Consider the following 25,320-nt stretch of genomic DNA (forward strand, 5'->3'; position numbering starts at 1 on the left):
TTCCTTGGAATCGTCGCAATCGGCTTAACTAGTGGACCCTCTGTCTGAAGTCTTCTCTCTGTTAAACGTTCGCGCCGCCCGGTGCACAAGGTCGTGGCCGGCGTCAGACAACGTTATAATGCGCGTTTTGCCGGCATCGCCAACGCGGATCCGGCCGCCGATAGCAATCTGTACTATTTGGATGGTTCAGCGCCAAAACGATAAATCACACTAATTAGGTAGAGAACATCATTACATCAGGCGAAAAGGTGCGATTGGCCTGCGCCGGCTGCACGGCCGTTCTGCAATCCGGATTTGAAGGGGGGGGTTCCATAAGCATGCCGCGGGCATTGCGCCCACGACATGTGTTTGTTACATAGTAAAAATCAGAACGACATCCTGAAATTCGCGTTTACCGCGTTTGAGCGGCTTTCGGCGCCAAGTTGGCCTTGATAACCAAGACCTATCGCGCTGGAACGCGTCAGCTGAACGCTGACACCCACATCGCCTACCAGCACATCCTTGTCTATGGACGTACCCCGGGTAACAAATGCGTCGCTATTGGCAAACGCCATGCGCGATGAGGTCGCTTTATCGCCATAAGCATGCTGCCAGCCCAGTGAACCATACAGGCTGACATTGCGCGGCAGCGCGGCCGAGCCACGCACCCCAAGCGTTGAATACAACGTATCCATCTTTTTATTGCTGACGCTCATCGCCGCGGCGCCGCCTTTTTCCGCGAAATCATCGGTATCCAGGTGTTGGTAACTCAGGTTGACGAAGGGTTCCGCGCTCGCGGCCGGCTGGCCGAAACGGTAGCCCGCTTCTGTGAACGCCAGCAGTGAGTCGGCATTGTAACTGGACGTCAGTTGGTCCGAGTAGCCGCTGAACGCCACATTGCGTTCGCCCTCAAGACGGTGCTTACTGTAGCCCACGCCGCCGCGCAAGGAGAGAGCGTCCTGCTGTCCCGCGGCATACAGGCCAACGTGGTAGCTATCATTAGCGATCTTGGAGCGGCGGCTATCCACCTCATAATTACCGTGGCTGTAGCCGGCATAACCGCCCACGCGGATATTATGGTCGGACAATTTGCGGTCGGCGCCCAACAGGAAGCCATGCGTGTCGCCGGCCAGATTGCCCACTTCGCCGTTGCCATTGCTTCTCGACCAGGAACCGAAGTTTTTCCCCCATACGCCGTTTTGTTCAACTTGGGCGGGCTGGACCAGGCTCATGGCCAGCGGCGGCACCGGCAGGGAATCGTTATCAAACAGGTTCAGCATGCGCTGGTTTAAAACGCCGGCCAGCATGACGCTGTTGGAAATCAGGCTAGACTGAACGGAAGGATACGCTTCCCCGGAGAGTTGATTAAAGGCGTCGCGCGCCTCGGCCGCGCTCAGCATCAGCACCGAATTGTACAGTGCCAGCGAAGGGCCGCTCTGTCCGAGGGTGGCAAGGGCCCCGGCAACGCTCCACTGGTTTGCGCCTTGCGCAACCGTTTGGAAAATGCTTGGACCGCCCCCCTGGTCTGGATTTGGTGTTGGGTCCGGATTTGGTGTTGGGTCCGGATTTGGTGTTGGGTCCGGATTTGGTATTGGGTCCGGATTCCCGGTGTCTTTCACCGCGATCGTCAGATCCACCGCGTCGGCGCTATGACTTAGCGTCACATCCAGAAACGCCGAGTTGGTGACGGCCTGCGCAAACTCGCCGTTAATTCCGCCACCGGAGGTCAAAATGTTATAGTTTTGGGCGGTCTGGTAGCTGGTCTGCGGATCAAGCGCGGTTACCTGCACCTTGGCCCGATCGCTGATGGTCGTTACGCCGGACACCACCAGCCTGTCGCTGCCGCCATCGCCGGCGATATCCACATCGTAGAAGGACTCTCCCAGGAAGGTTAGATCGCGTTTCAGCGTCAGGGTGCCAATATTTCCGTCGCCCGGAGAGATATGGCCGCCGTCCTGAATCTCGGTCTGTCCCAGCGTGCCGTTGCCGCCCAGGGTACCGCCGGATTTGATCACCGCCGCGCTGCTGTAACCCGTGTCCCCGACGATGTCCGTTCCCGCGCTGGCGTTAAGAATCAGGGTACCGCCCTTCTCGGCGACCAGCGTCTGGATTTTTAAGGGATTGGTTTCTTGCAGGGTGTTAATATCGCTGGCAATGATGATTTTTCCGCCCAGGGCGCTAACATTGGCCTTGAGCGCGGTAAGATCGCCGCTCAGCGTAGTTTGCCCGGCGGCATTGATAACGTCGCCTTCGCCCATCATCTTGTTGGCAAAGTTATAATCATCAGAGGTGTGGTTAAAATAAACGTAGCTGCGATCTGTCCCGCCATCAAGGTTGATGACGGTCTGCGCATCCACGGTACCCGCCGCGCCTGCCGCGCCCAACAGCAACTCGCCTGGCGCGGCGACATTATCCATATCGCCGCGGCTGCCGATAATCAACACCCCCTTGCCCGCGCTGGCCGTTCCGTTTTCGCCCAGGCGCAGTTCATTAGCGCCCGCGGAAAAAGAGCCGTCCTCGGCCACCGATACCAGGCCAGTGCCGTCGGCGCCTGCGCTGACATCACCTGCACTGGTAAAGGCCGAACCCGCGCCTGCGATATGCAGTTTGGCGATTTTGGGCGAGCCCGGTTCACCGGCAAACTCCGCGCTGCCGGCATTTACCTCGCCGCCGTCCAGAATATCTACATCGCCCTGGGACTTCAGCAGCCCGGTAATATTCCAGGCGGACTTCTTGCCGGTTACCGTCGCTTTGGGGTTTAGCACATCACTTTCATTCGGGGAATAGCCGCTGAAAATGGTGGCGTCGGTAGAGGTCGTCACCTTAGCGCCGTCTTCTATCAGCATAGTGGCGCGCGAGCCGGCCCCATGGCCTAAGCCAAGCGTTTCGCTAACCACAGTGGAGTTGGCGCCGTTAACATTGAGCTGGCTATAATTATCATCCAAGAAGCCGACCTTGATGCTGTCGGCATTAACCTGCGCGCCATCCTCGACTTTTAGCGTGCCCTGGCCAATATTCAGTTCACCGTTAACGGCGTTTGCCGAGCCGCCGTGCGCGGTTAATTGCGCTAGTGGCCCTTTAACCCTGAGCAAATTACCATCGTAGGCTGGGTCGCCCTTAAGGGTGGTGCCAATATAGATATTCTTGGCATCCACCTCGGCATCGTTGATCAGCACCTCGACGCTTCGAGTATCACCGATATAGATATCATCGGGCTGGCTAACTGATGACGAAATAACTGTATCAGTATCATAACTATGATCAGCGGCCCGGGCCATATCCACAGGCCCCATCCACGTCAGCGGCGCGGCAAATAATGCGAGGTAAATTCTTGAAAGCGGTTTTTTCACCGTTAAATAATGGGCCATGCTTTTATTTACGTTATTCACTCTTTTTCTCCTAACAGAATCATTTAATGCCACCAAAATATTTTGTTACATTTATTTATCGGTGGCTCTAAAAGTATTAAGGGTACTATTAATAACAATGACCTTATCACCCATTGAATATCAATCCTTTTATTAACCACGGAAAAAAACAATAACTATATGATAAACATCATTATATCAATATTGGTTCTTTTATTATCGTTGTGCATCTCCTCACATTTAACCAGTGGTTAATATTCCAGCCAAATGCTATGGTCTATTTGTGCCAGAACAATTTCATTGCCTTAGCATCATATTTACGTTATTAAAAAAACGAAACCCTACCGAAGTAGGGTCTGATTAAAATTGAACATAGTTAAATATGTTCAACCATAGTACTGGTGCTAAAACTTATCAGGAATAATCACTGCTTCCAGGAGATTAAATAACGTGACTACACCATATGCCTTAGTGGTCGATGACCATCCACTCATGGCGCACGGGATTGTGGAATTTCTCCTCACACATTGTGGGTATGATAAGGTCCAGGTGACAAAAAACGGAAAATCGTGCCTTGAACATATTATCGGTTTTGGCTGCCCACAGCTGATGGTGGTGGACTTTTGGCTGCCCGACGGCATTGCACTCAACTTATTACGTGACATTTCAAACCGTTCCCCCAATACACTTCTGCTGGTGATAAGCGGGGATGAGAATAGCCTTATCCAGCAGCAAATACGCAAAGCCGGCGCGCATGGGTTTGTGCACAAACAGGATTCGCCGCATATATTTTTTCAGGCGGTGACCGCCTTGCAAAACCGGAAATTGTGGTTTCCAGATGATGGGCTGCAAACTATCGCGCCGCTGGTAAAGTCCACCACGCAAACGCTGGGATTGACCCCGCGACAATCGCAAGTGCTGGAGATGATGCTGAGCGGTTCGTCCAATAAGCGCATCGCCCTTACGTTCGGTATATCGGAAGCGACCATCAAAGAGCATGTCGGCGGAATATTGAGCAAATTGGGCGTAACAAATCGGGTGGAAGCCCTGACGCTATTACATGGCCGAAGTTTGAAATGACGGTTTACGGCGGTGCAATATGGAATGGACGGCAACACGCAGCCGACCCGGCCGGTTTAGGCGGGCACGCTTGGAAAATCAGGTTGCATAACCGGCGCCTGTAAGCGAAACGGTAGTAGTTGCGGATGGCGGCCTGGAAAGCCTTATCGGTCTGTACGTTGTATTCATTGACGTTGAACGACAGGTACGCCAGCTTGCCGCTGGGGCCGCCACGGCCACCGACGGAAACCGCAGCGTCAGGCTGGCAGCGGCGGCCACCGGGCCGATTGTTGAATGATGAATCACAGGCAGGCGGAATTTTTGGAATGACTATATTGGTCATTTCTATGGGCGTTTTTTATCTTTCATTTAGACTTGGCATTTAAGCTTAATGTGTGGACTATGAATTTACCTTGCAGATAAGGATCTAATACATGAGTATCCGCTTCCCGCCCAAACTGGTTCCAGGGGATTTGATTGCTATAACAGCTCCATCATCTGGAGTACCTCGACATTTACATCCTCGGCTGGAACTTGCCATAAAAAACCTTGAGAAAAAAGGATTTAGGGTCCGTGAAGGGGATTGCTTACGTTCCCAGCATAAAAATAAAAGCGCGTGCAAGATTTCGCGAGCGAAGGAACTGATGTTTTATCTAACCGACCCTGAGGTAAAAGCGGTTATGCCACCATGGGGAGGCGATCTGGCGATCGAATTACTTGAGTTACTGGATTTCAATCAGTTAGCGCAGACTGAACCGAAATGGTTTGTTGGTTTTTCAGATCTGAGTACATTTCATTTCCCGTTGACTACCCTTTCTGGCTGGGCAACGGTGCATGGACCTAACCTGATGGATCTTGGTGCCAAAGAGTTGGATCCGACCACGCAAGCCATATGGGACATTCTGGAGAGTGACCGGGGAACCGTAATTAAACAGCATGCGTCGACAGCATTTCAAATTGATGAAAATCAATGGGGTACAGCAACAGACGCTGGTTTTAATCTGACCCAAAGAACGAAGTGGAAGCACCTTGATGGCGTCACTTCTTCTGCCTGTTTTCAAGGCCATCTGATTGGTGGATGCCTTGATATCATATCGCGGTTAGCAGGCACTTCATTCGGTAATCTACCTTTGTTTCAGGAACAAAATAGCGACGAAGGAACCATTCTGTATTTTGAAAACGTGGAAATGGCCCCCTGCGAGTTAACACGAGCATTATTTAGCTTACGCTTGCATGGCTGGTTCAATAACTTAAAAGGTGTTCTGATAGGCAGAAGCGCGGCGCCAGAAGTAAGCGACCCCACACAACAGAATTATTTGGACGCCCTTCGCTCCTCCCTTGGGGATCTTACCGTTCCTGTGCTGTATGACGTAGATATAGGCCACATTCCACCTCAAATTTCACTGGTCAACGGCGCAAGGGCGGCCGTCTTATTCACTGAAAATGGGGGTTCAGTAACCCAGCAGTTGTAAGTCAAAAGGTTAGTATCGTCATGATGATAACTTTGTCTCGTTTTTCCGTTCAGGCCGGAGGAAGACGAAATGAAACCAATACCAGTCGGTGTCGACATAGCGATCATGACGTCACGGCATGCTTATACCCCAAAACGGGCCAGGCGCAATACCCGGCACCGATCGTCAAAATGACGGGGGATAGCCTGGCAGAGGACGGGCCGGCCTGCTTTTACCTATTTGAACATGTAATATAGGTTTAAATATTGACCATGGGGCTATTGATATGAGTGCCTTGATTCTTCCTGAATACACAGATATTGAAGCGGCCGCCGAACGCATCGAGGGTTATGCCAATAAAACCCCGATAATGACGTCCCGGACGGTGAACGAACTGTTCGGCGCCGAGGTGTTTTTTAAGTGTGAAAACTATCAGCGTATGGGCGCTTTTAAATTTCGCGGCGCCATGAATGCCCTGTCTCAATTCAGCGATAAGCAAAAAGCTGCCGGTGTGGCGGCATTTTCATCCGGCAACCATGCGCAGGCAATTGCCCTGTCAGCGCAACTGCTCGGCATTCCCGCCACCATCGTCATGCCCCATGACGCGCCGGCCGCCAAGGTCGCAGCCACGCGTGGTTATGGCGGCAAGGTTGTGGAATATAATCGTTATACCGAGGATCGTGAACAGATTGGGCGCGATCTCGCGAGTAAGCGCGGCCTAACCCTAATCCCGCCTTATGACCATCCGCATGTGATTGCCGGCCAGGGCACCGCGGCTAAAGAGTTGCTTGAAGAGACCGGCGAGCTGGATGCGTTATTTGTCTGTCTCGGCGGCGGCCTTCTTGCGGGGTCGGCACTGGCGGCCCGCAGGATTTCACCTCACTGCGGGATTTATGGCGTTGAGCCGCAAGCCGGTAATGACGGCCAGCGGTCTTTTCGTTCGGGCGCCATTGTTCACATTGATACGCCAGAGACAATCGCGGACGGAGCCCAGACCCAACATCTCGGGCGGTACACCTTTCCGATAATCCAACAAAACGTGGATGACATCTTCACGGTAAGCGATGCGGAACTCATCACCTGTATGCGCTTTTTCGCCGAGCGGATGAAAATGGTGGTTGAACCAACGGGATGCCTGGGATTTGCGGCCGCGCGCGCGCGCAAACAGGCGCTGCGCGGCAAACGAATCGGCGTCATTATCAGCGGCGGCAATGTTGACCTCAGGAGCTACGGCGCGTTTCTGGCAGGCTAGGTTTCGATTGCGACTGAGTCGCGGTGGCGGTGAGCTGCACCTCGACCAGGCAACCATGGTGTAGCGCGGCAACCGGCACCACGACGCGCGCGGGTTGGTGTTCTTTTAAATACCGGGCATAAATTGAATTGAAGTTGGGCCAGTACTCAACGCCGGCGATATAGGCGGTACACTGAACCACGTGTTGCCATGAGCACCCCGCTTCGGCCAGAATTTTCCCGCAGATGTCCAATACGGATCCTAACTGGATATCAAATTCAGCATCGAAGCAGTCCGGCGAAGGTAAAACGCCGGAAATAAATACCCATCCTCGCGCGACGACCGCCTGGGAATAATGTCCGGCGGGCGGCGGTAAATCAGGAACGGAGATGATACGCATGCGTTTTGTTTCCTTTTTATTGGTTATTGATCCCGGTGGTTTCGCCCTGGCGTCAGCCGCCTTCCCGCATCAGGACCGTTACCGCCGGTGCCCAGGGTTAAACGTCCGACCATCCGGTTCCCGCGATATTGCGGGTGAGCTGAAAAGCGTACTCAGTGAGCAACGCGGCAACTTTATCCGCGGCTTGATGTTCATCAAAGGCTAATTCCGGCATTAAATGAAACTTGTGTCGTAACGTCGTCAGCTCCGCCTCGAAGGGTTTCAGATCGTCGTAAAGCCTTCATTGGTGTCCAGCATAATTTGCCTCTGATAAATATGTTTACGACCGGCCGGTGTCGCCTTGCTGCAACCTACCAGCCGCGGAAACGCTGCCAGGGAGTGACCCCGGCATTGGCATCGATGGCATATAACACATCGTGCTGCGCCCCCGTCGCGCAGGCATGGTTCGGCAGGATGCGCAAACGGCAGCCCAGTGGAAATTCAGCTTCGATGTCAACGTCCGCCGTGGATGATTTGGCGTCCGTCGCGACCCTTGAGATAATGCCATGTTCCTGGTTGGCGCCGATGACCGCGAACCCATGCAGCGGCGTACCGTCCGGTAAACAGGGAAGGCCATAACCATAATCCAGGGTCTGGCCGGCGGTGCCGCGATCGCGGCTCATGGCCATCCAGCCGGCGTCCACCATTATCCAGCCTTTGTCTTTCTGGTGGCCTATGACGGTGGTCATCACGCTTAACGCGATATCGTCGACGCTGCAAACGCCCACGTTTTTCATCACCAGATCGAAGAACACATAGACGCCGGCGCGCACTTCGGTGACACCCTCCAGGCTCCCGGCGGCAAAGGCGGTCGGCGTGGAGCCGACGCTCACATGCTCGCAGGGGATGCCCGCTTCACGCAGGCGGGTCGCGGACAGAACGCATCCGGCGCGCTCCCGCTCCGCCAGCCCGGCCAATTTCTCCGGGGTATGCAATTCATAGCTGGAGCCCGCATGGGTGAGCACGCCGCCCACGCGCGCGCCCTGCCCATGCAGCAGCCGGCCAACCTCAAGCAATTCCCCGCCCGCCGGCGGAATGCCTGAACGATGACCGTCGGTATCCACTTCGATCCAGACGTCGAAACGCTCGTTATGCCGCCGGCCGAAGTCGCACACGGCCCGCGCTGCCGGTACGCTGTCCACGATCACCTTGACATTGCATCCCCGGCGGCGAAGCGCAAGGATGCGGGGAAGTTTTGCGGCCGAAATGCACACGGCGTACAGGATATCGGTGATGCCGGCGGCAAAAAAAGCCTCGGCTTCCTTGACGGTGGACACCGTGATGCCCCGGGCGCCGGCGGCGATCTGGGCATTAACCACCTCTACGCATTTCGACGTTTTGGCATGCGGGCGGAATTTCACGCCAAGCTCTTCCATATGTTCCTGCATACGCTTTATATTGCGGTCCATACGGAATAAATCCAATACCGCGCAAGGCGTGTCTAGTTCATTGATATCCATCGCCAATACTCTTATTCAGGTTATTCCAGAAATGCTTTCATCATAATTGAAGGGAAAAAGAACTGAATTAAAAATAATTTACTTTAAGATTCAGTAAATCTTAATTAACACGAAATCCAGCGCCTCCGCGCGCAGGCCGGCTTCGCCGACAAGAGCGCCAACATCTCTGCGGCGCGTCCGGCGCCCGATGTCCGCGACGCCACGCGCGCGCAGTTTGTCGACCCCGCGCCGGGCGCGTCTGAATCCCGTGTGATTTTCATCGATCCCTATACCCTGGCGATACACGGCGACCTGACCCTATCTGGCATCACCCCGGCGGGGCTGGCGGCCCCCGCGATTAGCTGAGCGCCGGTGTTGCCGTGCTGTCGGCCGACGCCGCTGATGCTGATGCTGATAAGGTCAGCACCAGCTTAAGATCAGCACCGGCGTTGATAATATTTAGGCTAACCAAAGGTCTTGTTATAAAGGCGATGATGGCTCGACCATCACAATGGCCCTTCGATAGGAGGTCAATGCGGGAGAACCGTTATCCGTCGCAGCCAAAATAATGTGGAAAGGCGTGGCCTGCCCGACGGCGGGTGCGACAAACTCTGTTGCCATACCCGTAGCGGACGCTAACTCCAGCGCCGGCGCACTATGGACGCCGGTCGACGTTGCCGTCGGCTCTTTATATTGCCACCAACGGTAGGTTATCTGATTACCATCCGCATCGGCAGACCCCTCGGCAGACAGCTTTACAGTATCGCCTGTCTTGGCATTCAGATGGACGATCCCCGTGCCGGATTTACCATTCAAAACCAGGGTAGGATTATGATTGGCCCCAACAAAATCGGAAGACGTGCTCCAGCCTATACGCGCCGCGAAATCATTCTGGAACGCATCCCGCCAGCGCCAGATAGTGGCTGCCGCGGTACGGTATTTTTGACCGTCAACACCAACAACTTCATCGGAGGTGCTAACGCGTATGCCTTGCGTGGTATTCGGCGTGATGCCGGCGTATCTTCCCCCCCAACCACCGTACTCTGGGTGTTCTGGATCGCTTAGGCCATTACGTATGAGATAGAGAAACGCGGGCGTATCGCCTTCCATCGTATATTTAATGAGAGGGTACAACGCGCCTAGTGGACCTTTATTTTTTATATTTTGCGTAATCCAGTCGTTATTCACTCTGCTCATATCACCGCCAATCGCCAGTTTGGAAGAGATACCTATCCATGTCGATAGAAAATAATCATTCCAGGCATGAATGCTGGTTATCCAGCGTAATGTTGGAAACTCAGAACGGATCCAGACGCCGGTATCATCTTGATCGGAAATAGAATATACACGAATGTTATTAATAAACTTGGCTAGTTCTTTTGGGTTGCGCTGCGTTTTTACATCGTATAACGCCTGCGCCAAATCAACGCCGCCACCCCATAGGTTAATCCACAGGGGACGAGGATCCTGCTTATCGACCGCGCTGATGATTAATTTAGAAGCCTCAGTGCTGTTATTTTTTCCAACATAAGCCATGCCATAACCCACCCTGCCGCTACGCACCACCGCGCGAAGCGCCTTGGGAGAAGGGTATCCCGGGGCCTGTTTTTCCAGATTACTATAAACTTTTTCATAAGCATCCAGTTTTTCATTAATCATGGCAGGATTGACTTTATCTCTAAGCCAGGTTGACGTAGTGGCGATAATGCCCTCAGTATCAAACTCGTTACTATATAACAGGAAGCGAATAAGGGATTGGGAGTCATCCGGCTCATTGCCAATATCAGTCAGGACCATTATGCGCGTTTTTTCCGCAGGCCGGTCCACCGCAGCCGGAGTGATGACATCCTTTGCACTAGTCATCGCAGGAAACCATGATATTACCAACAGGCATAACGTTGGCATTGATAATTTTACCCATTTTCTCATAACAAACATACGCCGCTCCTATTATGTGTTAAAAAAATAGCTCAGCCTGGATGCCGAAACTGAGTTGATAGTTTTTATCATCGTTGAAGGTGACGCCGTCGAGTTCGTTTCTTAATGCTTTCAGATAGGTAGTGTAAAAACGAATTTCAGGACGTGAATTCAACATGCTCGCATCAACTTTCAGGGTATGCGCTAGCGTAATTTTATATCCAGATTCATTATAATTTTCCGAATCAAGCGTGTTTTTTTGATCAAAAAAACCTAATTCAATGGCCGACTGATTAAGTACGTTCCATATGTAGCCCGGCCTCACCACCGCGCGGAATGATTCAAAATCAGTATGTGCACCGGTGTAAGTTGAATACAGGTCGTGACCGCTGCCATAAACCAACGCATGGGCCATAATAACACTCGGAGTCAGATACACCTCGCCCTGATTCACCAGGCGCCACCCAATCCCTCCGCTATGCAAGCCATAATAAGCGCTATTATAACCAAACTCGGGGTTCGCATCGGAAATATTCATAAACTGGCTAGCTATTGAATTATTAGCCACTTGTACTGAAAATTCATTGAACCCCTTCCCTATGGGATTGCTGAGCGCCGCCAGTGCCGTCCATGATGATTTGACCCTATAATATTGATCTGAGTTCTCTAATTTCTCTTGTGTATCGGTTTTATTAGGAACGGCATATTTTGCTCCAAGCTCAAGTTTAGTATCATTTACCACCGGAATATCTTTATATCTTACTTCCGCGATATTTACATTAACTTGCGTGGTATCGGTGCAGCTGGTAGGACCCTCTTTGCAGGCTATACGGTAATTATCAACATCATATCTTGTTAAGGCCATGCTTAGTGAGCCTACTGGTTGCTTCCAGTTTTCCAAGCCGATACCCGCTCCGGTTAAGGTTTTATTCGTCTTCCAGTCAAGCATTTGAATTTCATGTTGAGGTAAGGTATTTTTCCCTATCCAAAAGATAGCATCGGGTGCAAAAGGAATAAATCCTTTTGTTTCAACATACAATTTATTCATTTTACCCATACCGCCGCCTGAATACCCTTTATCATAGGTTTCATCGCTTTGGGCTAAGAACAAGTCACCTTCAAGCTGCGCAATTGCCGAAATAGATTTATTTCCTTCCCGCCAAGCCCTTTTTCTAAATGTGAGATCATACCAACCATCATATTCATTGCCAAACCGGCCTAATGAACCCGCCGCCCATGATTTCGGGCCGCCATTAGTGGTTGATGCCCAACCCGATCGCAGGTAACCGGAATATTTAAAACCCGCATCGTCTTGCACATATTGACTTATTTTTTTTAGTGATTCCGCAGAAAGCGTCGGTTCATTTTTTTCCGCGAACACGTTCGGCGCCAAGGCGCTCGATTGCAGATTGGGTTTTGCATCTGGCTTCGCGACCGCAATCTTCCCTGATTCAACAGAATTAGACGCAGTTTCGGCCACCCGGCTTTCTTTTGCTTCTTTTTCTTCATATACCTGAAGTTTTTGCTGAGTAAGGGTTAACTGTTTCTCCAAGAGTTCCACCCTTTGTTCCAGGGTCATGGGTTTTGCATCAACATATGGAGAAAGAACACATCCTGATGCTATCATTAAAGCGATAGTTTTTTTATGAATTTCGTAACTGCTATTTTTCATCTCATCACCAAAAATGAAATATTATTTCAATTAAATTAAGTTTATAATCCCCAATCACAAACTAGCGCTTAGTCGTTTAATATGCTATTCCTCCACGATTAAAAATAAAAAAACCCGCCCACATAGAATTGAATTTATTCTATGCGTGGCAGGTTTCGCCCGGATGCCCTCGGTAACGTCCTCTTTTTTGTTACTATATTTGTAATTTATTTTTTGTTCAATATACCATGATGCAAACTGTGAATGACATCACCTAATTATTGATAAAAACACGCTCAAGACTAAATTTATTACAGGGAGTTTTTTCGATAGTCGACTTCTGAAAATTAATAGCATTGATAGCGCCACTGATGCAGCCTGGCTCTGGTAAAAATATTGTAAAATATAAAAAATGAAGCAAAAAGCAACATATTCATTTGCTTGTCGGAGCCAGAAGCAGGGGATAAAACAAGAATTAAAAATAACATTGCCACCCGACAAATGTGGCTTCTGATGCCATACCTCATTAAAAATTAATTTTTATCATTTTAACTAGTATCAAATTTTTAATGATGAAAATTATCCTTGCGCAAACGTTCAATATGTATGGCCAGAAAAACCACTTCATCATACGTTAATTCATACTGATAGTTTTTATCGACATAGCTGGACAGTTTCTGCGCACAGTGCCACGCCCTCGGCAGGCGTTGGTCAATATTATCATAGAGGGAAATCTGTTGATGACTGACAAATTCCCGCGTCAGCAACCGCTGGGTAAAAAACTTTAGATGCGTGATAAAACGCTGATAATCCAGGGACTGCTCATCATAAACTATGTTCAGATCGTATTTAACGATATTCAGCAAATTTTTAACTATTTCGGTACTCAACATCACTTTTTGCATATTGTTTTCGCCCGAGGCGTTTACAATATGCAGCGCTATGAATCCCGACTCATCTTCCGGTAGCTGCAGCTGCAACGATTCATTGATAATCCGCAACGCCTGTTGGCCAATGGCAAACTCGTGCGGATAGAAACGCTTTATTTCCCACAACAGCTGATTTTTAATCGCCATCCCTTTCTGATAACGCAACACGGCAAAGTTGATATGATCGCTCAGCGCCAGGAATAGCGTATCCTGTAACTCAATGGTCAGGGCATCACGCGCCAGCCGGATAATTTTTTCGGTTATCGACAGGTAAAGCGGAGGAATATCTGAAAGAATCTCCGCAAAAAAGGTCGACAGCCCGCCGCTGCTTTTCAGAAACCGACTTTCAATGGCAGCCTCATCCACCGCATCGCCGTTTTTTTTGCCAAAGCCGATCCCGCGCCCCAGCGCGACGCATTCCTCCCCCTGTTCAGTAATGAGCAGTACCGCATTGTTACTTAATATCCTGTCTATTTTCATTACCGAGCCTTCATTAATGCTCTCACCGGCGGCCAGAGCCGCCGGCAGGCGGCTAACCGACCGTATTGTCGCGGAGGGGGTCATAAAAATCCAGCCCGTTAGAGGCAATGACCTGCCGGTACCACCCGGCGCTCTGCTTACCGATGCGGCGCATGTCCTTCAGGTCGAACTCATCGCGGTTGACATAAATAAAGCCATAACGCTTGGAGCACCCCTGGTGGGTGGAGATCAGATCGATGGCTGACCAGGGCATGTAGCCGAACACCGCCACCCCGTCGGTTATCGCCAGTTGCAATTGTTCGATATGCCGGCGCAGGTAGTCGATACGGTACGGATCGCGTACCTGGCCGTCGTCGTCCAACCGGTCAAAGGCCCCCAGGCCGTTCTCAGTAACGATCAACGGCAGCTGATAGCGATCCCATAGGGCGCGCAGCGTATTGCGAAAGCCCACCGGGTCGATTTCCCAGCCGAAGGCGTTTTTCGGCAGGAACGGATTGCCGGCGCCACGGTGTACGCCGTCCTCGCCCGACTTCATATGCTGATCGCCGGCGCGCGCCACTTCATCCTGGCCGTCGCCCCTGCTGGCCTCGACGGTCTGCGAGGTGTAGTAGTTAAAGGCGATAAAGTCCGGCCGGGCCGATTCCAGCACCTCGCGGTCGCCCGGCGAAAAGACGGGAGTCCAGCCGCGCTCTTCCAGGTAGCGCCACACCAGGCTGTTATATCGGCCCCACACCGCCATATCCAGGTACAACCAGTTGCGGATGGCGTTATAGTTGAACGCCGCCATCACGTCTTCCGGCCGCGCGCTGGCAGGATAAATCAACGAGATATTGGGTGCCGGGCCGATTTTGGCGGCAGGATGCATCTGGTGCAGCAGGTCAATCACCCGCGCCTGCGCCACCAGCATGTTGTGGTTTTGCTGATACAGATCGCGCCGGGGATTCTCCAGCTGGGTATCCAGGGTGCCGAGCGCCGCGCCATGCAAGATCATCATATTCTGCTCGTTGATGGTCAACCAATACTTAATGCTTTCGCCAAAAGCCTCGAACACGATGCGGGCATAACGTTCAAAGGCATCCACCGTGGCGCGGTTGGCCCATCCGCCGCGCGCCTGCAGCGCCTGCGGCAGATCGAAATGATACAACGTCACCACCGGCTCGATGCCGCGCGACAGCAATTCATCAATCAGCCGGCGGTAATAATCAAGCCCGGCGGGGTTAACCTCGCCGTCGCCATCCGGGATCACGCGGGTCCAGGCGATCGAAAACCGGTAGGCTTTAAAACCGATTTCGGCGAACAGCGCCACATCCTCCCGGTAGCGATGATAGTGATCGCTGGCAGCCCGGTAGTCGGCCGTGCCCTCGGGGTAATGGGTGCGCGCGTCGATAACCGACGGTCCCTTGCCATCTTCATTCCAGGCTCCTTCCACCTGATAGGCGGAGGTGGAGGCCCCCCATAGGAAATGTGGGGGAAAAGGTCGCAGCGTCTGGTATTTCATGGTTAGTCTTCCTGGTTATGCCAGCGTAATAATGGTGTCGCCCACTTTCTGGTGACGCAGGTTGCTGGTATTGATTTGCGGATAATCGTCGGCGTTGGTGATCACCACCGGCGTGACGGTGTCGTAGCCCGCGTGGGCGATCGCCTCCAGATCAAATTCGATCAGCAGCTGTCCCTTGCGCACCCGGTCCCCTTCGGCGACCAGCAGCCGGTAGTACCGTCCCTGCAGTTGCACCGTATCGATGCCGACATGGATAAGGATCTCCGCGCCGTAATCCGACTGTAGTCCCAGGGCATGGCCGCTGGCGAAGGTGTGCATCACCCTGCTATCCATGGGGGCATAAACCCGCCCCTCCGCGGGCAGGATGGCCACACCCTGGCCCACCACGCCGGAGGAAAATACCTTGTCATTCACCTGCGACAGCGCGATCAGCTCACCGTTGATCGGCATGCCGATCCGCTCGCCGGCGAGGTCAAGGGTTGTGCCTGCCGGAACGGCCGGCGCAAAGTCTGACGCGGCCGCCGGCCCGGCCGTCGGCGCGGCGGCGCATGCAGGGTGGCCGGCCTCGTCAAACCCGACCATCAGCGTCAACAGCAGGCTGGCGATAAAGGCCACCACGCAGCCCAGCACAAATCCCATAAAACCGTCGCCGTAGAAGATCGGCACGGTCAACAGGCTGGTCATCCCCATCGACATGGCCGAACTGCGGGCGTAGCCCACCACCGCACCGCCCAGCGCCGCCGCGCATACCGCGCAGATAAACGGCCTTTTCAGCTTCAGGGTGATGCCGTAGACCCCAGGCTCGGTGATGCCGAACAGCGAGGCGATAAAGGTGCTGCCCGCCAGCGCCCTGAGCTTTTTATCACGGGCGCGAATCATCACCGCCAGTAGCGCGCCGGATTGGGAAAATACCGCCGGACCGGTGGCCGCTTTCAAGAAGCTGCGGCCCAGCACCGACAGATCGTTGATAAACAGCGTTACAAACCCCCAATGCACCCCAAAGATCACGAATACCTGCCACAATGCGGCGAATAAGGCGCTGGCAACGATCGGGTTAAAGCCGTAGATGGTGACAAACGCCGTGGCGATTATTTTGCTGAACGAAATGCCCAGTGGACCGACAGTCATCAGGGTCAGCGGCACCATCACCGCCAAAAGGATGAATGGCGTCAGGATATTACGCACGCTTTCGTGAATATGCCGGTTAAGAAAACGCTCAAGATAGCTCATCAGCCATACGCTGAGGATAATCGGAATCACCGATGTGGTGTATTTCATCATCACCACGGGGATGCCAAAAAAAGAGACGTTAGCGCCGGCGTCAAACAGTCCCTGAATCGAGGGATAAACCAGTGCCCCGGCCAGCGAAACCGCGACAAACACATTGGCGCCGAATTTTCGGGCCGAGGTGATGGCCAGCAGCATCGGCAGAAAATAGAACAGGCTGTCCGAGGCGGCGTGCAGGATGATATAGCTGCTGTTCCGGGTGGGCTGCCAGCCCAGCGCCACCGCAATGGCCAGCAGTCCCTTGAGCACGCCGGCGGCGGCCATCGCCCCCAACAAGGGGGTAAATATAGCGGATACCACGTCCACCAGCCGTCCCAGCACCGTGCCGTCCTTGTCCCGCGTCTGCGTCGGCGCGCTGTCCCGGCTGTCGTTCAGCAGCGAGGAGATGGCGCCGAACTCCCGATACACCTCCGGCACCCGGTTACCGATAACCACCTGTAGCTGACCCGCCCCCTGCACGACGGTAATGACCCCGTCCAGGACCTCCAGTTTGGTAATATCCACCCTGCCGATATCGTTGATTTTAAATCGTAACCTGGTAGCACAATGCACGAGGGCGGACACATTGCCCTCGCCCCCGACTAATTTCAAGATACTTTCTGCCAGCACTTTGCTATTCATAAAGGAGATTCCCGTTTAACAACCGGCATTAACTGCCTCATCCGATTCACCGTAATCCTTGCCGTTTATCCGCTGGCCAGCTGGAAATGAGCAAAAAAAAACCTGGATAAAGCAGTCAGTATCGACACTGCTTTATCCAGGTTTCGCTCAAAATGCTGCTGATAACGTCCCGAAGGCAACTCTTATAAAGCCTTCATAAATCAATCTCAATACCTTTGGTTTAAAGATGTGACGTTAATCACTAAATAGTTGGAGGTATTTTATTGCCGCCGGCATTATTCATGTCCCGACGCTACGCCCGCAGCGCATCTTGCTGGCACTGACGTTATCCCCTTCGCTGAATCATACCAAAACACAACCTTGACGGCCGTGATAGGCAGCCTGGAGCCGTTGATCTATTGCGATCGATGAAAAACCGCCTTCTCTGGACAACGCGCCATTACGGCTGGCCAGCGTCGGCCCAAACGCTGGAATTCTGACGCGGCTGGCGGAGGCATGGAAAAGCTCCGGCGACGGCAAGGTGGTTACCTTTACCTTGAAAAAGAACGACGCCTTTCAGGACGGCGCGCCGGTAACGGCGAAAAGCGCAGCAATACCACAGATTAAACATCGATTGAACGGGCGCACTATAGCAGCTTTCATTACAGGGAGCATTTTTCACAAAAAATAATAAACAGAACAACGATCACGTTAAAATGAAATAATGTTTCTATAATAATGAATTGGTGTTTGCCAGCAGTTATTTCCCTGGCCAATGAATTTCATATTTTATGATAAGGATCTCATTAATGGCAAAAGGTCAAGTTATACCCCTGCACTTTTATACCTATATAGACACCTCCACCGGGGCACAGGTGACCAGGTTAACGCCGGTGGATATTACCTGCCATCGTAACTATTTTTATCAGAAATGTTTTAGCCGCGACGGCAAAAAGCTACTGTTCAGCGGCGCCTTCGATGGACCCTGGAACTATTATTTGCTGGATATTCCCCGGCAGGAGGCGACTCAATTAACCGCAGGCCGGGGTGATAATACTTTTGGTGGTTTCCTCTCGCCTGACGATACCGCCTTATTTTATGTGAAAGACGGACGTAAACTTGTAAGGGTCTGCCTGGCGACCCTGAACGAAACGATAATTTACCAGGTACCGGACGAATGGGTGGGTTATGGTACCTGGGTGGCAAATTCCGCATGTGATAGCATGGTAGGTATCGAAATCAAAAGCCAAGATTGGCAACCGCTGACCGATTGGCAAAAATTTCACGATTTTTACTTTACCAACCCCTGCTGCCGACTGGTCAAGGTTAACCTGTCCAGCGGCCAGGCAACGACAATCCTGCAGGAAAATCGCTGGCTCGGCCACCCGATTTACCGCCCCGGCGATGATAACACCGTGGCCTTTTGCCATGAGGGGCCCCATGATCTGGTGGATGCCCGGATGTGGCTTATCAATGATGACGGCAGTAATATGCGCAAGGTGAAAACCCAGGCCGCCGAAGAAAGCTGTACTCACGAGTTTTGGGTGCCTGATGGTTCTACATTGATCTATGTCTCTTACCATAAGGGCAATGCCGAACGTTTTATCTGCCGGGCCGATCCGTTAACACTGGAAAACCAACGGATTACCGCGATGCCGCCCTGCTCCCATTTGATGAGCAACCATGACGGCTCGCTGCTGGTGGGCGATGGCGCCAATGCCCCGGTGGACGTGCAGGACGATGGGGGTTATAAAATTGATAACGACCCTTTTTTGTATTTATTTGATATAAAAAATGAGACACAGCGACAGATTGCCCGGCATGATACATCCTGGAAAGTCCTTGAGGGCGACCGGCAGGTGACGCATCCCCACCCGTCGTTTACCCCGGACGACCGACAGGTATTGTTTACCTCCGATATGCATGGTAAACCGGCGCTTTATCTGGCGACATTGCCCAAACCCGGCAACCCCTAGGCATTGATTCTGCCCGGGCCTGCCGGCGGTGCTTATCATTTCGGCATGCCGGCCATTCCCCGGGCCGGTATAACCCTGATCCACCGATAGTTGACAAAAAGGACACGCCACGGGACAAAAAAGGGGAAAGCTGAACGTGCAATGGCCTTTCCCCAAAGGGTGGTAACCAGGGATTAAAGCGTGGTGTTAATACCTTAATAAGCCTATTGCGTCAGAAATTATATTGCACGCCAACCCGAAAACGGGTCTGTCGTTCATCGGTGACGCTGCTGCCGGAAACATTGGCGACCTGAAGATAGGGAGTCCAATTTTTGTCCCATTTATAGGCTAGCTTAACGTCATGGGACCAGTCTTCTTTTTCGTTATTGGATAAAATGACGTCCTCTGATTTTTTGTATTCCAACTCGTATTCTACGGTATAGTCTTTCAGGAATTTATAGCCTAGCACCATAGTTAACGTATGACCTTTTTCATCGGTCTTGGTTTCATGTGGCTGGTTCCGTTTAAAATACGGACGGTAACGCAATGATGCAGACAGATCGTCGGTAAAATTTAATTTTCCGCGCAAATAGGGCCGGTAATTATTTGAATCAGAAGATGACTCCAGTGAAAATCCCGGTTCCAACTGGAAGGTATTATTGAATTTATACACATAGCTGGCCACGACCTCCGTGCCGTTGCTGACATGTTCATTGAACGGCTTATTGGGCGTGTTATCTGAGCTATGCTGGCCCCATTTACCTTCCAGTGATAAGCCGAAACCATTGGCAAATCGGTTGGAGAGCAGTAAGCGATCTTTATGATCAGATTTACTGGTATCTTTCATTTCATGCCGATAGTCAATAGTGGTCGCGGCCGCGCCAAAGCTAATGGCGGAGACTACCGCCAAAATAGTCAATACTGTTTTCATATTAATATCCCAGAGTTATTAATTGATAAAAAATACATGCCCATTCATGGGACCCCATAGGCATAACCATGGCGTCCTCTTTTTTTATCTGAGGTCTACTTATACTGGCTTTATAATTTAACCAAAACCACCTATATAGTGTCAAAAAATAGGGCGTTGATTAAATTTTAAATTAGTTAAATGGTTTATTATCGTTATTACTTAGTCCTTATGCCGTATTATCGGCAAGAAGAGATTAAAGGGAATATATTAATTGCACTAAAATAGTCATCTCATTGCACGGCTGAGTATTCGATCCCCCTGCTGGTTGAAATAATCCGCCGCCTCGGTAACGCTTTTTTGTCCATAATCGATAGATTGCAGCACGTCGCCAAATAATGACACTATTTGCGGATCGTCAAAATAAGGTGAGGTTTTCATTTCATGCGGCAAGCTTAATGCCAGATCCAGTCCGGCCACGGCGGGATCTTGATCTCTAATGGTGCCGTTATCGCGCAGTTGCTTAACCGCCGCGGCGCTTAACGGTACGCCGCGCTCCAGGCCGAGGGCGTCGATGCCCGCCTTGCTGTTAAGCAAAAAATTGATCAGCATGGCGCTTTCCTGCGGGTATCTGGTGGATTTGCCGATGGAAAGCATTTGCGCCGGTTTGAAAAACAGGCCCGCGTCTTTGGCTCCGGGCAACATAGGATAAGGACCAGGCACCAGCCTCGCGGGCTTGGTCAGGTTATCCGAATATTTGGTGATGGTGGAGTTCCACATATAGGTGCCGCCCCATTCACCATTAATCCAGGGCTTCATTTCATACATGTTGCTTTTACCAAATGAGGCATAATATTTGGTTGAAGGCATCACATGGCTGTCCACCATTTTTTTATACAGGGTGAAAAATTCGACCCATTGTTTCCGGCTATAAGCGAACTTTTTCGTACTTTCATCGATTGTCGGGGTATTGTATTTTTGCGTCATATACGAACGCAGCAGTGAAAGCGTATCCTGGTGTTCCAGGATAATGGGATAATATTGGTCGCCTAGTTTTTCCTGAAAAACTTTACCGGCGGCGATTAATTCATCCCATTGTGCAGGGTATTTCAGTCCAGAATGGCTCCAGGTCTGGTCATTAAAATAGAATACCCGGGCGGTAACCGAGATCGGAATGCCGTTCAGCTTGCCGTTCACCGTGGTTTGCCGCAGTTCCTTTGGGTCGAACTGGCTCAGGTCCAGTTGGTCTGTGACCTTATACAGATCATAAAACCCTTTCCCGTCTTTGGAAAAGATCGGCAGCCAATTCCAGTTGGTTTGCATTACATCAGGCTCGGTATTGCCCGCCAACTGCGTGGTCAGCCGGGAAAGATGTCCATCCCAGCCGGTATATTCAGCCTTGACATTGATATTCGGATGCTGCTTATGGAATTCATCAAGCGCCTTCAGGGTCACCTGATGACGGCCATTTCCGCCCCACCATGACATCCGCAGATCAATCTCGGCAGCCATAGACCGACACGAAAAAATCGCCAGCATGGAGACAATCAGCGTGTTTGGGATTATTTTTTTCATAAGGTACTGCTCCTGTTAAAGAGAGATATTTTTTTCTGTCTTGGCATCAAATATATGGCATTTATCCATATCGAACTGAAAATATACTGTCTGTTGCAAACCATTAGCGACAATGTCCCGCGCTTGCTCGGACGGCAAACGGCAGGTCAATTCAAAATTATCGACCTTAATATACATAAAAAACTCATGGCCCATGTTCTCCACGCGAACCAGCTCCCCCTGGGAATGATTCCCGGAGAAAGGAGATAATGAAATGTGGATAAATTCCGGACGGACGCCAAAGAAGACGGGTTGTCCGGCATACGCCGACACCTTGGTTTGTTGCTCCCGGCTCAATATCAACATGTAATGCCCTACCCTCAGGCCGATTTGCCCATCGGTTACCTTAAGCGTACTGGGTTTGATATTCATTTCCGGCGAACCGATAAACCCGGCGACAAACATGTTGGCCGGATAGTGGTAAAGATTATCCGGCGTATCAACCTGCATGATATGGCCCAACTTCATCACGCATATGCGATCTCCCATGGTCATGGCCTCAGTTTGATCGTGGGTGACGTACACCGTGGTGGCCGCCTTGCCGCTACTTTTAAGATGCTTATGCAAATCGGAAATCCGGATACGCATCGAGGCGCGCAGCTTGGCGTCCAGGTTGGACAACGGCTCGTCGAACAGGAACACATCGGGTTTTTTTACGATGGCGCGGCCGACCGCGACACGCTGGGCCTGGCCGCCGGAAAGCTGGCGCGGCAGGCGATCGAGCAGTTCGTCGAGCTCCAGGATTTTCGCCGCCTCGGCGACCTGCGCCTCGATCTCTTTTTTCGGCAAGCGACTTAATTTAAGGCCGAAGGCCAGGTTCTCGCGCACGGTCATATGGGGATATAAGGCATAGTTCTGGAATACCATCGCAATGCCGCGGGATTTTGGCGCCAGGTTATTCACCACCCGCTCAGCGATGCGCACCTCCCCGTCGCTGATGGTCTCAAGTCCGGCCAGCATGCGCAACGTGGTGGATTTGGCGCAGCCGGACGGGCCGACAATCACCATGAATTCACCATCGCGAATGGTTAAATCGATGCCATGCACCGCCCTGAATCCGTTGGAATACACCTTGCCCAGTTTACTAAATATAACTTCAGCCATGATAAATCCTCGATTAGCCTTTTATTCCACTGCTGGTGACGCCCTGAACGAAGTAGCGTTGGGCCAGGAAAAAAACAATGATAGACGGCATGATGGAGATGCTGGCCATCGCCAGGATTTCATTCCACGGGGCCCCCTCGGTGACATCAATCGACATTTTCAGGGCGAGCGCTATGGGATATTTATCCACGCTGTAGACATAAATCAACGGACCGATAAAATCGTTCATGGACCACATAAACTGGAACAGCGCCACCGAGATAATCGCCGGTTTTAAAATCGGCACCACGACATACCACAACACCTGGAACGAATTGCACCCATCTATTTGCGCCGCTTCTTCCATATCCCGCGGCACGCCGCGTAGAAACTGAATCAGCATGAAGACAAAAAATCCCTGGGTGGCAAAAGCCAGTGGCAGATAAAGCGGCAGGTAGCTGTTAAGCATGCCCATTTCCCTAAACAAGATATATTGCGGGATCAGCAATACCGTACTGGGTAATAACATGGTGGTAATCAGCGTGGCAAACCAAAATTTCTTCCAGGGAATGTCAAAACGCGCAAAGCCGTAAGCAACCACGGTAGACGAAATAATAGTTAAGAATACTTTAGGGATAACGTATTTAAAAGTGTTCATCATATAGTGGCCGAAATTATATTCCGTTCCTGTTTTCCAGCCGTTAACAAAACCATCTTGGGTACCGTGTTCGGGCCATAAGCCAAGAGTAGTGAAAATTTCATTATTGGGTTTAAATGCGGCCGAGAACATCCATAACAGCGGATAGAGCATCGTTAGCCCAACAGTAATCAGGATAACATAGCGGAACGTCGCATTAATTCTCTCTTTGCGCAGTGTACGTTTAATTTCCATTTCAGCAGTGGTGTTTGAACTGACCGATTTATTATCGCCGGCATTATTTTGTATTTCAGTCATTTTTCCCTCCTTTATCGGCGGAGTAGAAAACCCAGTATTTTGAGGATTTAAAGGCAACGGAGGCAAAAACAGCGACCACCAGGAACAATATCCACGCCAGCGCCGCGCCATAGCCCATATCGAAATATTTGAACGCCGTATCATAGATATACAGCGAGAACAAATAGGTGTAATGGGTTGGCCCGCCTCCGGTTATGACATAGGGGGCGGTAAATTCCTGGAATGCTTGGGTGGTCTGCATGATAAAATTAAAAAAAATCACCGGGGTAATGAGCGGCACCGTGACTTTCATAAACATTTGCCACTTGGATGCGCCGTCGATCGTTGCCGCCTCATATTGTGATTGCGGCACGTTTTGCAACGCCGCCAGGAAAATCACCATGGCGGAACCAAACTGCCATACCCGCAGCAGGGTCACGGATGTTAACGCCAGGGCCGGTTCCCCCAGCCAATTAACCGGGTCGAAGCCTAATACGCCAATAAAACTATTCAGCAGCCCATCGATGGCAAATAAGGCGCGCCATAACACGGCAATAGCCACGCTGCTGCCGAGTATGGAAGGAATATAAAAAGCGGTACGGAATAACCCAATACCCCGCAGTTTAAAATTCAGCAGAAATGCTATCCCCAGCGCAAAAGCCAGCTTCAGCGGAATTGTCAGGAGAACATAGGCAAAGGTCACCCACATCGACTTCCAGAACAAATCATCTTCCAACAACATATGGCGATAGTTTTCCATCCCGTTGAATACCGGCGGATTCATCAGGTCATAGTCGGTAAAACCCAGAAAAAACGATGACACAAAAGGGAACGCCGTAAATACAATCAACCCTATTATGTAAGGCGATATATAGGCTAACCCCAGCAATCTGTTTTCATTCATCATACTTACCTATTTTAGATACATGGAAATATCTTATCTTTACATCTGGGATGACTATCATTGACATCATGCCTCCCTAACCCTAGTTATTTCCGGGAACATATTCTGTGAGGCGAATTTACAGGGTCAATCAGTGATCCCTGGTGGAACGCCGTTTAAATCGGTTTTTTCCCCGACACGGAAACAGCATAAAGCGATGGGCCGGCGTAACATTTGCCCCGGCTTGACGGTACCTTGGCGGCACGGCGTAGCCGCTGGCCAGCGCATCCTGGCTGCACCCGGTCGGTGCTATCGCTTGCTGATGCCATGCCTTACCCCCCGGTTTACTGAAGCTTTCTTTCTAGTAAAGAGAAATAGTGTTTCAATATATTATGTTTAACTTTGCCCTTCGTCATCGACCATATGATAAAACTGTGATCAAAGTCGAAACGTTGTTTTGATTTTTTTTATGTTTTGATTTCAATTTAACGAAAAAAATTTATTAATCTAACTATATGATATAGATCGCAAAATTTTACAACGTGATTATACATAATCGTAACCGGGTTCTGACGGCAGCTCGTCAAGACGCCGGTGCGGGTTCGGCCATTAG

Annotated in this window: 19 protein-coding genes; 5 read left to right on the forward strand and 14 right to left on the reverse strand. The window is 51.2% G+C overall.

Going from position 1 to position 25,320, the window contains the following annotated elements:
* Positions 1–365 precede the first annotated feature (365 nt).
* Positions 366–3,347, reverse strand: a complete 2,982-nt coding sequence (locus GRH90_RS04935) for an autotransporter outer membrane beta-barrel domain-containing protein (RefSeq protein ID WP_162365048.1) — start codon at positions 3,345–3,347, stop codon at positions 366–368.
* 450 nt (positions 3,348–3,797) lie between these two features.
* On the opposite strand from GRH90_RS04935, the gene GRH90_RS26590 reads away from it, so the two are divergent.
* A complete protein-coding gene (locus GRH90_RS26590; RefSeq protein ID WP_162364790.1) occupies positions 3,798–4,427 on the forward strand; it encodes a response regulator transcription factor in 630 nt (209 codons plus the stop codon).
* 4 nt (positions 4,428–4,431) lie between these two features.
* On the opposite strand, the gene GRH90_RS26040 is transcribed toward GRH90_RS26590, so the two are convergent.
* Entirely contained in the window at positions 4,432–4,749 is a 318-nt protein-coding gene (locus GRH90_RS26040) for a hypothetical protein (RefSeq protein ID WP_218586214.1), read from the reverse strand.
* Positions 4,750–4,840: 91 nt separating this feature from the next.
* On the opposite strand from GRH90_RS26040, the gene GRH90_RS04945 reads away from it, so the two are divergent.
* A complete protein-coding gene (locus GRH90_RS04945) occupies positions 4,841–5,878 on the forward strand; it encodes a S66 family peptidase (protein ID WP_162364791.1) in 1,038 nt (345 codons plus the stop codon).
* Positions 5,879–6,143: 265 nt separating this feature from the next.
* Positions 6,144–7,109, forward strand: a complete 966-nt coding sequence (locus GRH90_RS04950) for a threo-3-hydroxy-L-aspartate ammonia-lyase (RefSeq protein WP_162364792.1) — start codon at positions 6,144–6,146, stop codon at positions 7,107–7,109.
* Here GRH90_RS04950 and GRH90_RS04955 read toward each other — a convergent pair.
* The 7 genes from GRH90_RS04955 to GRH90_RS04985 all read right to left on the reverse strand — a co-directional run bounded on the left by GRH90_RS04955 (position 7,078) and on the right by GRH90_RS04985 (position 17,349).
* Positions 7,078–7,488, reverse strand: coding sequence for a RidA family protein (locus tag GRH90_RS04955; RefSeq protein WP_162364793.1), 411 nt, complete (start codon positions 7,486–7,488; stop codon positions 7,078–7,080). The genes GRH90_RS04950 and GRH90_RS04955 overlap by 32 nt on opposite strands.
* 350 nt (positions 7,489–7,838) lie before the next feature.
* Complete coding sequence (locus GRH90_RS04960; protein WP_162364794.1) at positions 7,839–8,987, reverse strand: DSD1 family PLP-dependent enzyme; 1,149 nt, start codon at positions 8,985–8,987, stop codon at positions 7,839–7,841.
* Positions 8,988–9,446: 459 nt separating this feature from the next.
* Positions 9,447–10,904: a DUF1593 domain-containing protein gene (locus GRH90_RS04965; RefSeq protein WP_162364795.1), complete on the reverse strand. Its 1,458-nt coding sequence runs from the start codon at positions 10,902–10,904 to the stop codon at positions 9,447–9,449.
* Between the two features lie 19 nt (positions 10,905–10,923).
* Positions 10,924–12,555, reverse strand: coding sequence for a carbohydrate porin (locus GRH90_RS04970; protein ID WP_162364796.1), 1,632 nt, complete (start codon positions 12,553–12,555; stop codon positions 10,924–10,926).
* Positions 12,556–13,100: 545 nt separating this feature from the next.
* On the reverse strand, positions 13,101–14,027 hold the full coding sequence (gene licT, locus GRH90_RS04975) for a BglG family transcription antiterminator LicT (protein ID WP_312857170.1): 927 nt from the start codon (positions 14,025–14,027) through the stop codon (positions 13,101–13,103).
* Positions 13,996–15,441, reverse strand: a complete 1,446-nt coding sequence (locus tag GRH90_RS04980; RefSeq protein WP_162364798.1) for a glycoside hydrolase family 1 protein — start codon at positions 15,439–15,441, stop codon at positions 13,996–13,998. The genes licT and GRH90_RS04980 overlap by 32 nt, the downstream gene beginning before the upstream one ends.
* A 15-nt stretch (positions 15,442–15,456) precedes the next feature.
* Positions 15,457–17,349 (reverse strand): beta-glucoside-specific PTS transporter subunit IIABC, encoded by a 1,893-nt coding sequence (locus GRH90_RS04985; RefSeq protein ID WP_162364799.1) that lies wholly within the window; start codon positions 17,347–17,349, stop codon positions 15,457–15,459.
* A 484-nt stretch (positions 17,350–17,833) separates the two neighbouring features.
* Between GRH90_RS04985 and GRH90_RS26665 the strand changes: the two genes are divergently transcribed.
* Together GRH90_RS26665 and GRH90_RS04995 are read left to right on the forward strand one after the other, a co-directional pair.
* Positions 17,834–18,019 carry an ABC transporter substrate-binding protein gene (locus tag GRH90_RS26665; protein WP_376766063.1) on the forward strand — a complete coding sequence of 62 codons (186 nt, stop codon included), beginning with the start codon at positions 17,834–17,836 and terminating at the stop codon, positions 18,017–18,019.
* 118 nt (positions 18,020–18,137) lie between these two features.
* Positions 18,138–19,304 (forward strand): oligogalacturonate lyase family protein, encoded by a 1,167-nt coding sequence (locus tag GRH90_RS04995; RefSeq protein ID WP_162364800.1) that lies wholly within the window; start codon positions 18,138–18,140, stop codon positions 19,302–19,304.
* Positions 19,305–19,515: 211 nt separating this feature from the next.
* On the opposite strand, the gene GRH90_RS05000 is transcribed toward GRH90_RS04995, so the two are convergent.
* The 5 genes from GRH90_RS05000 to GRH90_RS05020 all read right to left on the reverse strand — a co-directional run bounded on the left by GRH90_RS05000 (position 19,516) and on the right by GRH90_RS05020 (position 24,728).
* Positions 19,516–20,214, reverse strand: a complete 699-nt coding sequence (locus GRH90_RS05000; RefSeq protein WP_162364801.1) for an oligogalacturonate-specific porin KdgM family protein — start codon at positions 20,212–20,214, stop codon at positions 19,516–19,518.
* 267 nt (positions 20,215–20,481) lie between these two features.
* The gene (locus GRH90_RS05005) at positions 20,482–21,768 is read right to left on the reverse strand and encodes an ABC transporter substrate-binding protein (protein ID WP_162364802.1); all 1,287 of its coding nucleotides are present in this window, start codon (positions 21,766–21,768) and stop codon (positions 20,482–20,484) included.
* A gap of 15 nt (positions 21,769–21,783) precedes the next feature.
* A complete protein-coding gene (locus GRH90_RS05010) occupies positions 21,784–22,911 on the reverse strand; it encodes an ABC transporter ATP-binding protein (protein ID WP_162364803.1) in 1,128 nt (375 codons plus the stop codon).
* Between the two features lie 13 nt (positions 22,912–22,924).
* Positions 22,925–23,845, reverse strand: coding sequence for a carbohydrate ABC transporter permease (locus GRH90_RS05015; RefSeq protein ID WP_178113034.1), 921 nt, complete (start codon positions 23,843–23,845; stop codon positions 22,925–22,927).
* Positions 23,838–24,728 carry a carbohydrate ABC transporter permease gene (locus GRH90_RS05020; protein WP_162364804.1) on the reverse strand — a complete coding sequence of 297 codons (891 nt, stop codon included), beginning with the start codon at positions 24,726–24,728 and terminating at the stop codon, positions 23,838–23,840. The genes GRH90_RS05015 and GRH90_RS05020 overlap by 8 nt, the downstream gene beginning before the upstream one ends.
* Between the last annotated feature and the right edge of the window lie 592 nt (positions 24,729–25,320).

The organism is Acerihabitans arboris (genome assembly GCF_010131535.1).
Taxonomy (GTDB): domain Bacteria; phylum Pseudomonadota; class Gammaproteobacteria; order Enterobacterales; family Enterobacteriaceae; genus Acerihabitans; species Acerihabitans arboris.

What these genes read in the sequence shown, in the direction of transcription:
- GRH90_RS04935 (WP_162365048.1), bottom strand. Translation starts at nt 3,347, where the DNA reads ATGGCCCATTATTTAACGGTGAAAAAACCGCTTTCAAGAATTTACCTC.
- GRH90_RS26040 (WP_218586214.1), bottom strand. Translation starts at nt 4,749, where the DNA reads ATGACCAATATAGTCATTCCAAAAATTCCGCCTGCCTGTGATTCATCA.
- GRH90_RS04945 (WP_162364791.1), top strand. Translation starts at nt 4,841, where the DNA reads ATGAGTATCCGCTTCCCGCCCAAACTGGTTCCAGGGGATTTGATTGCT.
- GRH90_RS04950 (WP_162364792.1), top strand. Translation starts at nt 6,144, where the DNA reads ATGAGTGCCTTGATTCTTCCTGAATACACAGATATTGAAGCGGCCGCC.
- GRH90_RS04955 (WP_162364793.1), bottom strand. Translation starts at nt 7,488, where the DNA reads ATGCGTATCATCTCCGTTCCTGATTTACCGCCGCCCGCCGGACATTAT.
- GRH90_RS04960 (WP_162364794.1), bottom strand. Translation starts at nt 8,987, where the DNA reads ATGGATATCAATGAACTAGACACGCCTTGCGCGGTATTGGATTTATTC.
- GRH90_RS04965 (WP_162364795.1), bottom strand. Translation starts at nt 10,904, where the DNA reads ATGTTTGTTATGAGAAAATGGGTAAAATTATCAATGCCAACGTTATGC.
- GRH90_RS04970 (WP_162364796.1), bottom strand. Translation starts at nt 12,555, where the DNA reads ATGAAAAATAGCAGTTACGAAATTCATAAAAAAACTATCGCTTTAATG.
- licT (WP_312857170.1), bottom strand. Translation starts at nt 14,027, where the DNA reads ATGACCCCCTCCGCGACAATACGGTCGGTTAGCCGCCTGCCGGCGGCT.
- GRH90_RS04980 (WP_162364798.1), bottom strand. Translation starts at nt 15,441, where the DNA reads ATGAAATACCAGACGCTGCGACCTTTTCCCCCACATTTCCTATGGGGG.
- GRH90_RS04985 (WP_162364799.1), bottom strand. Translation starts at nt 17,349, where the DNA reads ATGAATAGCAAAGTGCTGGCAGAAAGTATCTTGAAATTAGTCGGGGGC.
- GRH90_RS04995 (WP_162364800.1), top strand. Translation starts at nt 18,138, where the DNA reads ATGGCAAAAGGTCAAGTTATACCCCTGCACTTTTATACCTATATAGAC.
- GRH90_RS05000 (WP_162364801.1), bottom strand. Translation starts at nt 20,214, where the DNA reads ATGAAAACAGTATTGACTATTTTGGCGGTAGTCTCCGCCATTAGCTTT.
- GRH90_RS05005 (WP_162364802.1), bottom strand. Translation starts at nt 21,768, where the DNA reads ATGAAAAAAATAATCCCAAACACGCTGATTGTCTCCATGCTGGCGATT.
- GRH90_RS05010 (WP_162364803.1), bottom strand. Translation starts at nt 22,911, where the DNA reads ATGGCTGAAGTTATATTTAGTAAACTGGGCAAGGTGTATTCCAACGGA.
- GRH90_RS05015 (WP_178113034.1), bottom strand. Translation starts at nt 23,845, where the DNA reads ATGACTGAAATACAAAATAATGCCGGCGATAATAAATCGGTCAGTTCA.
- GRH90_RS05020 (WP_162364804.1), bottom strand. Translation starts at nt 24,728, where the DNA reads ATGAATGAAAACAGATTGCTGGGGTTAGCCTATATATCGCCTTACATA.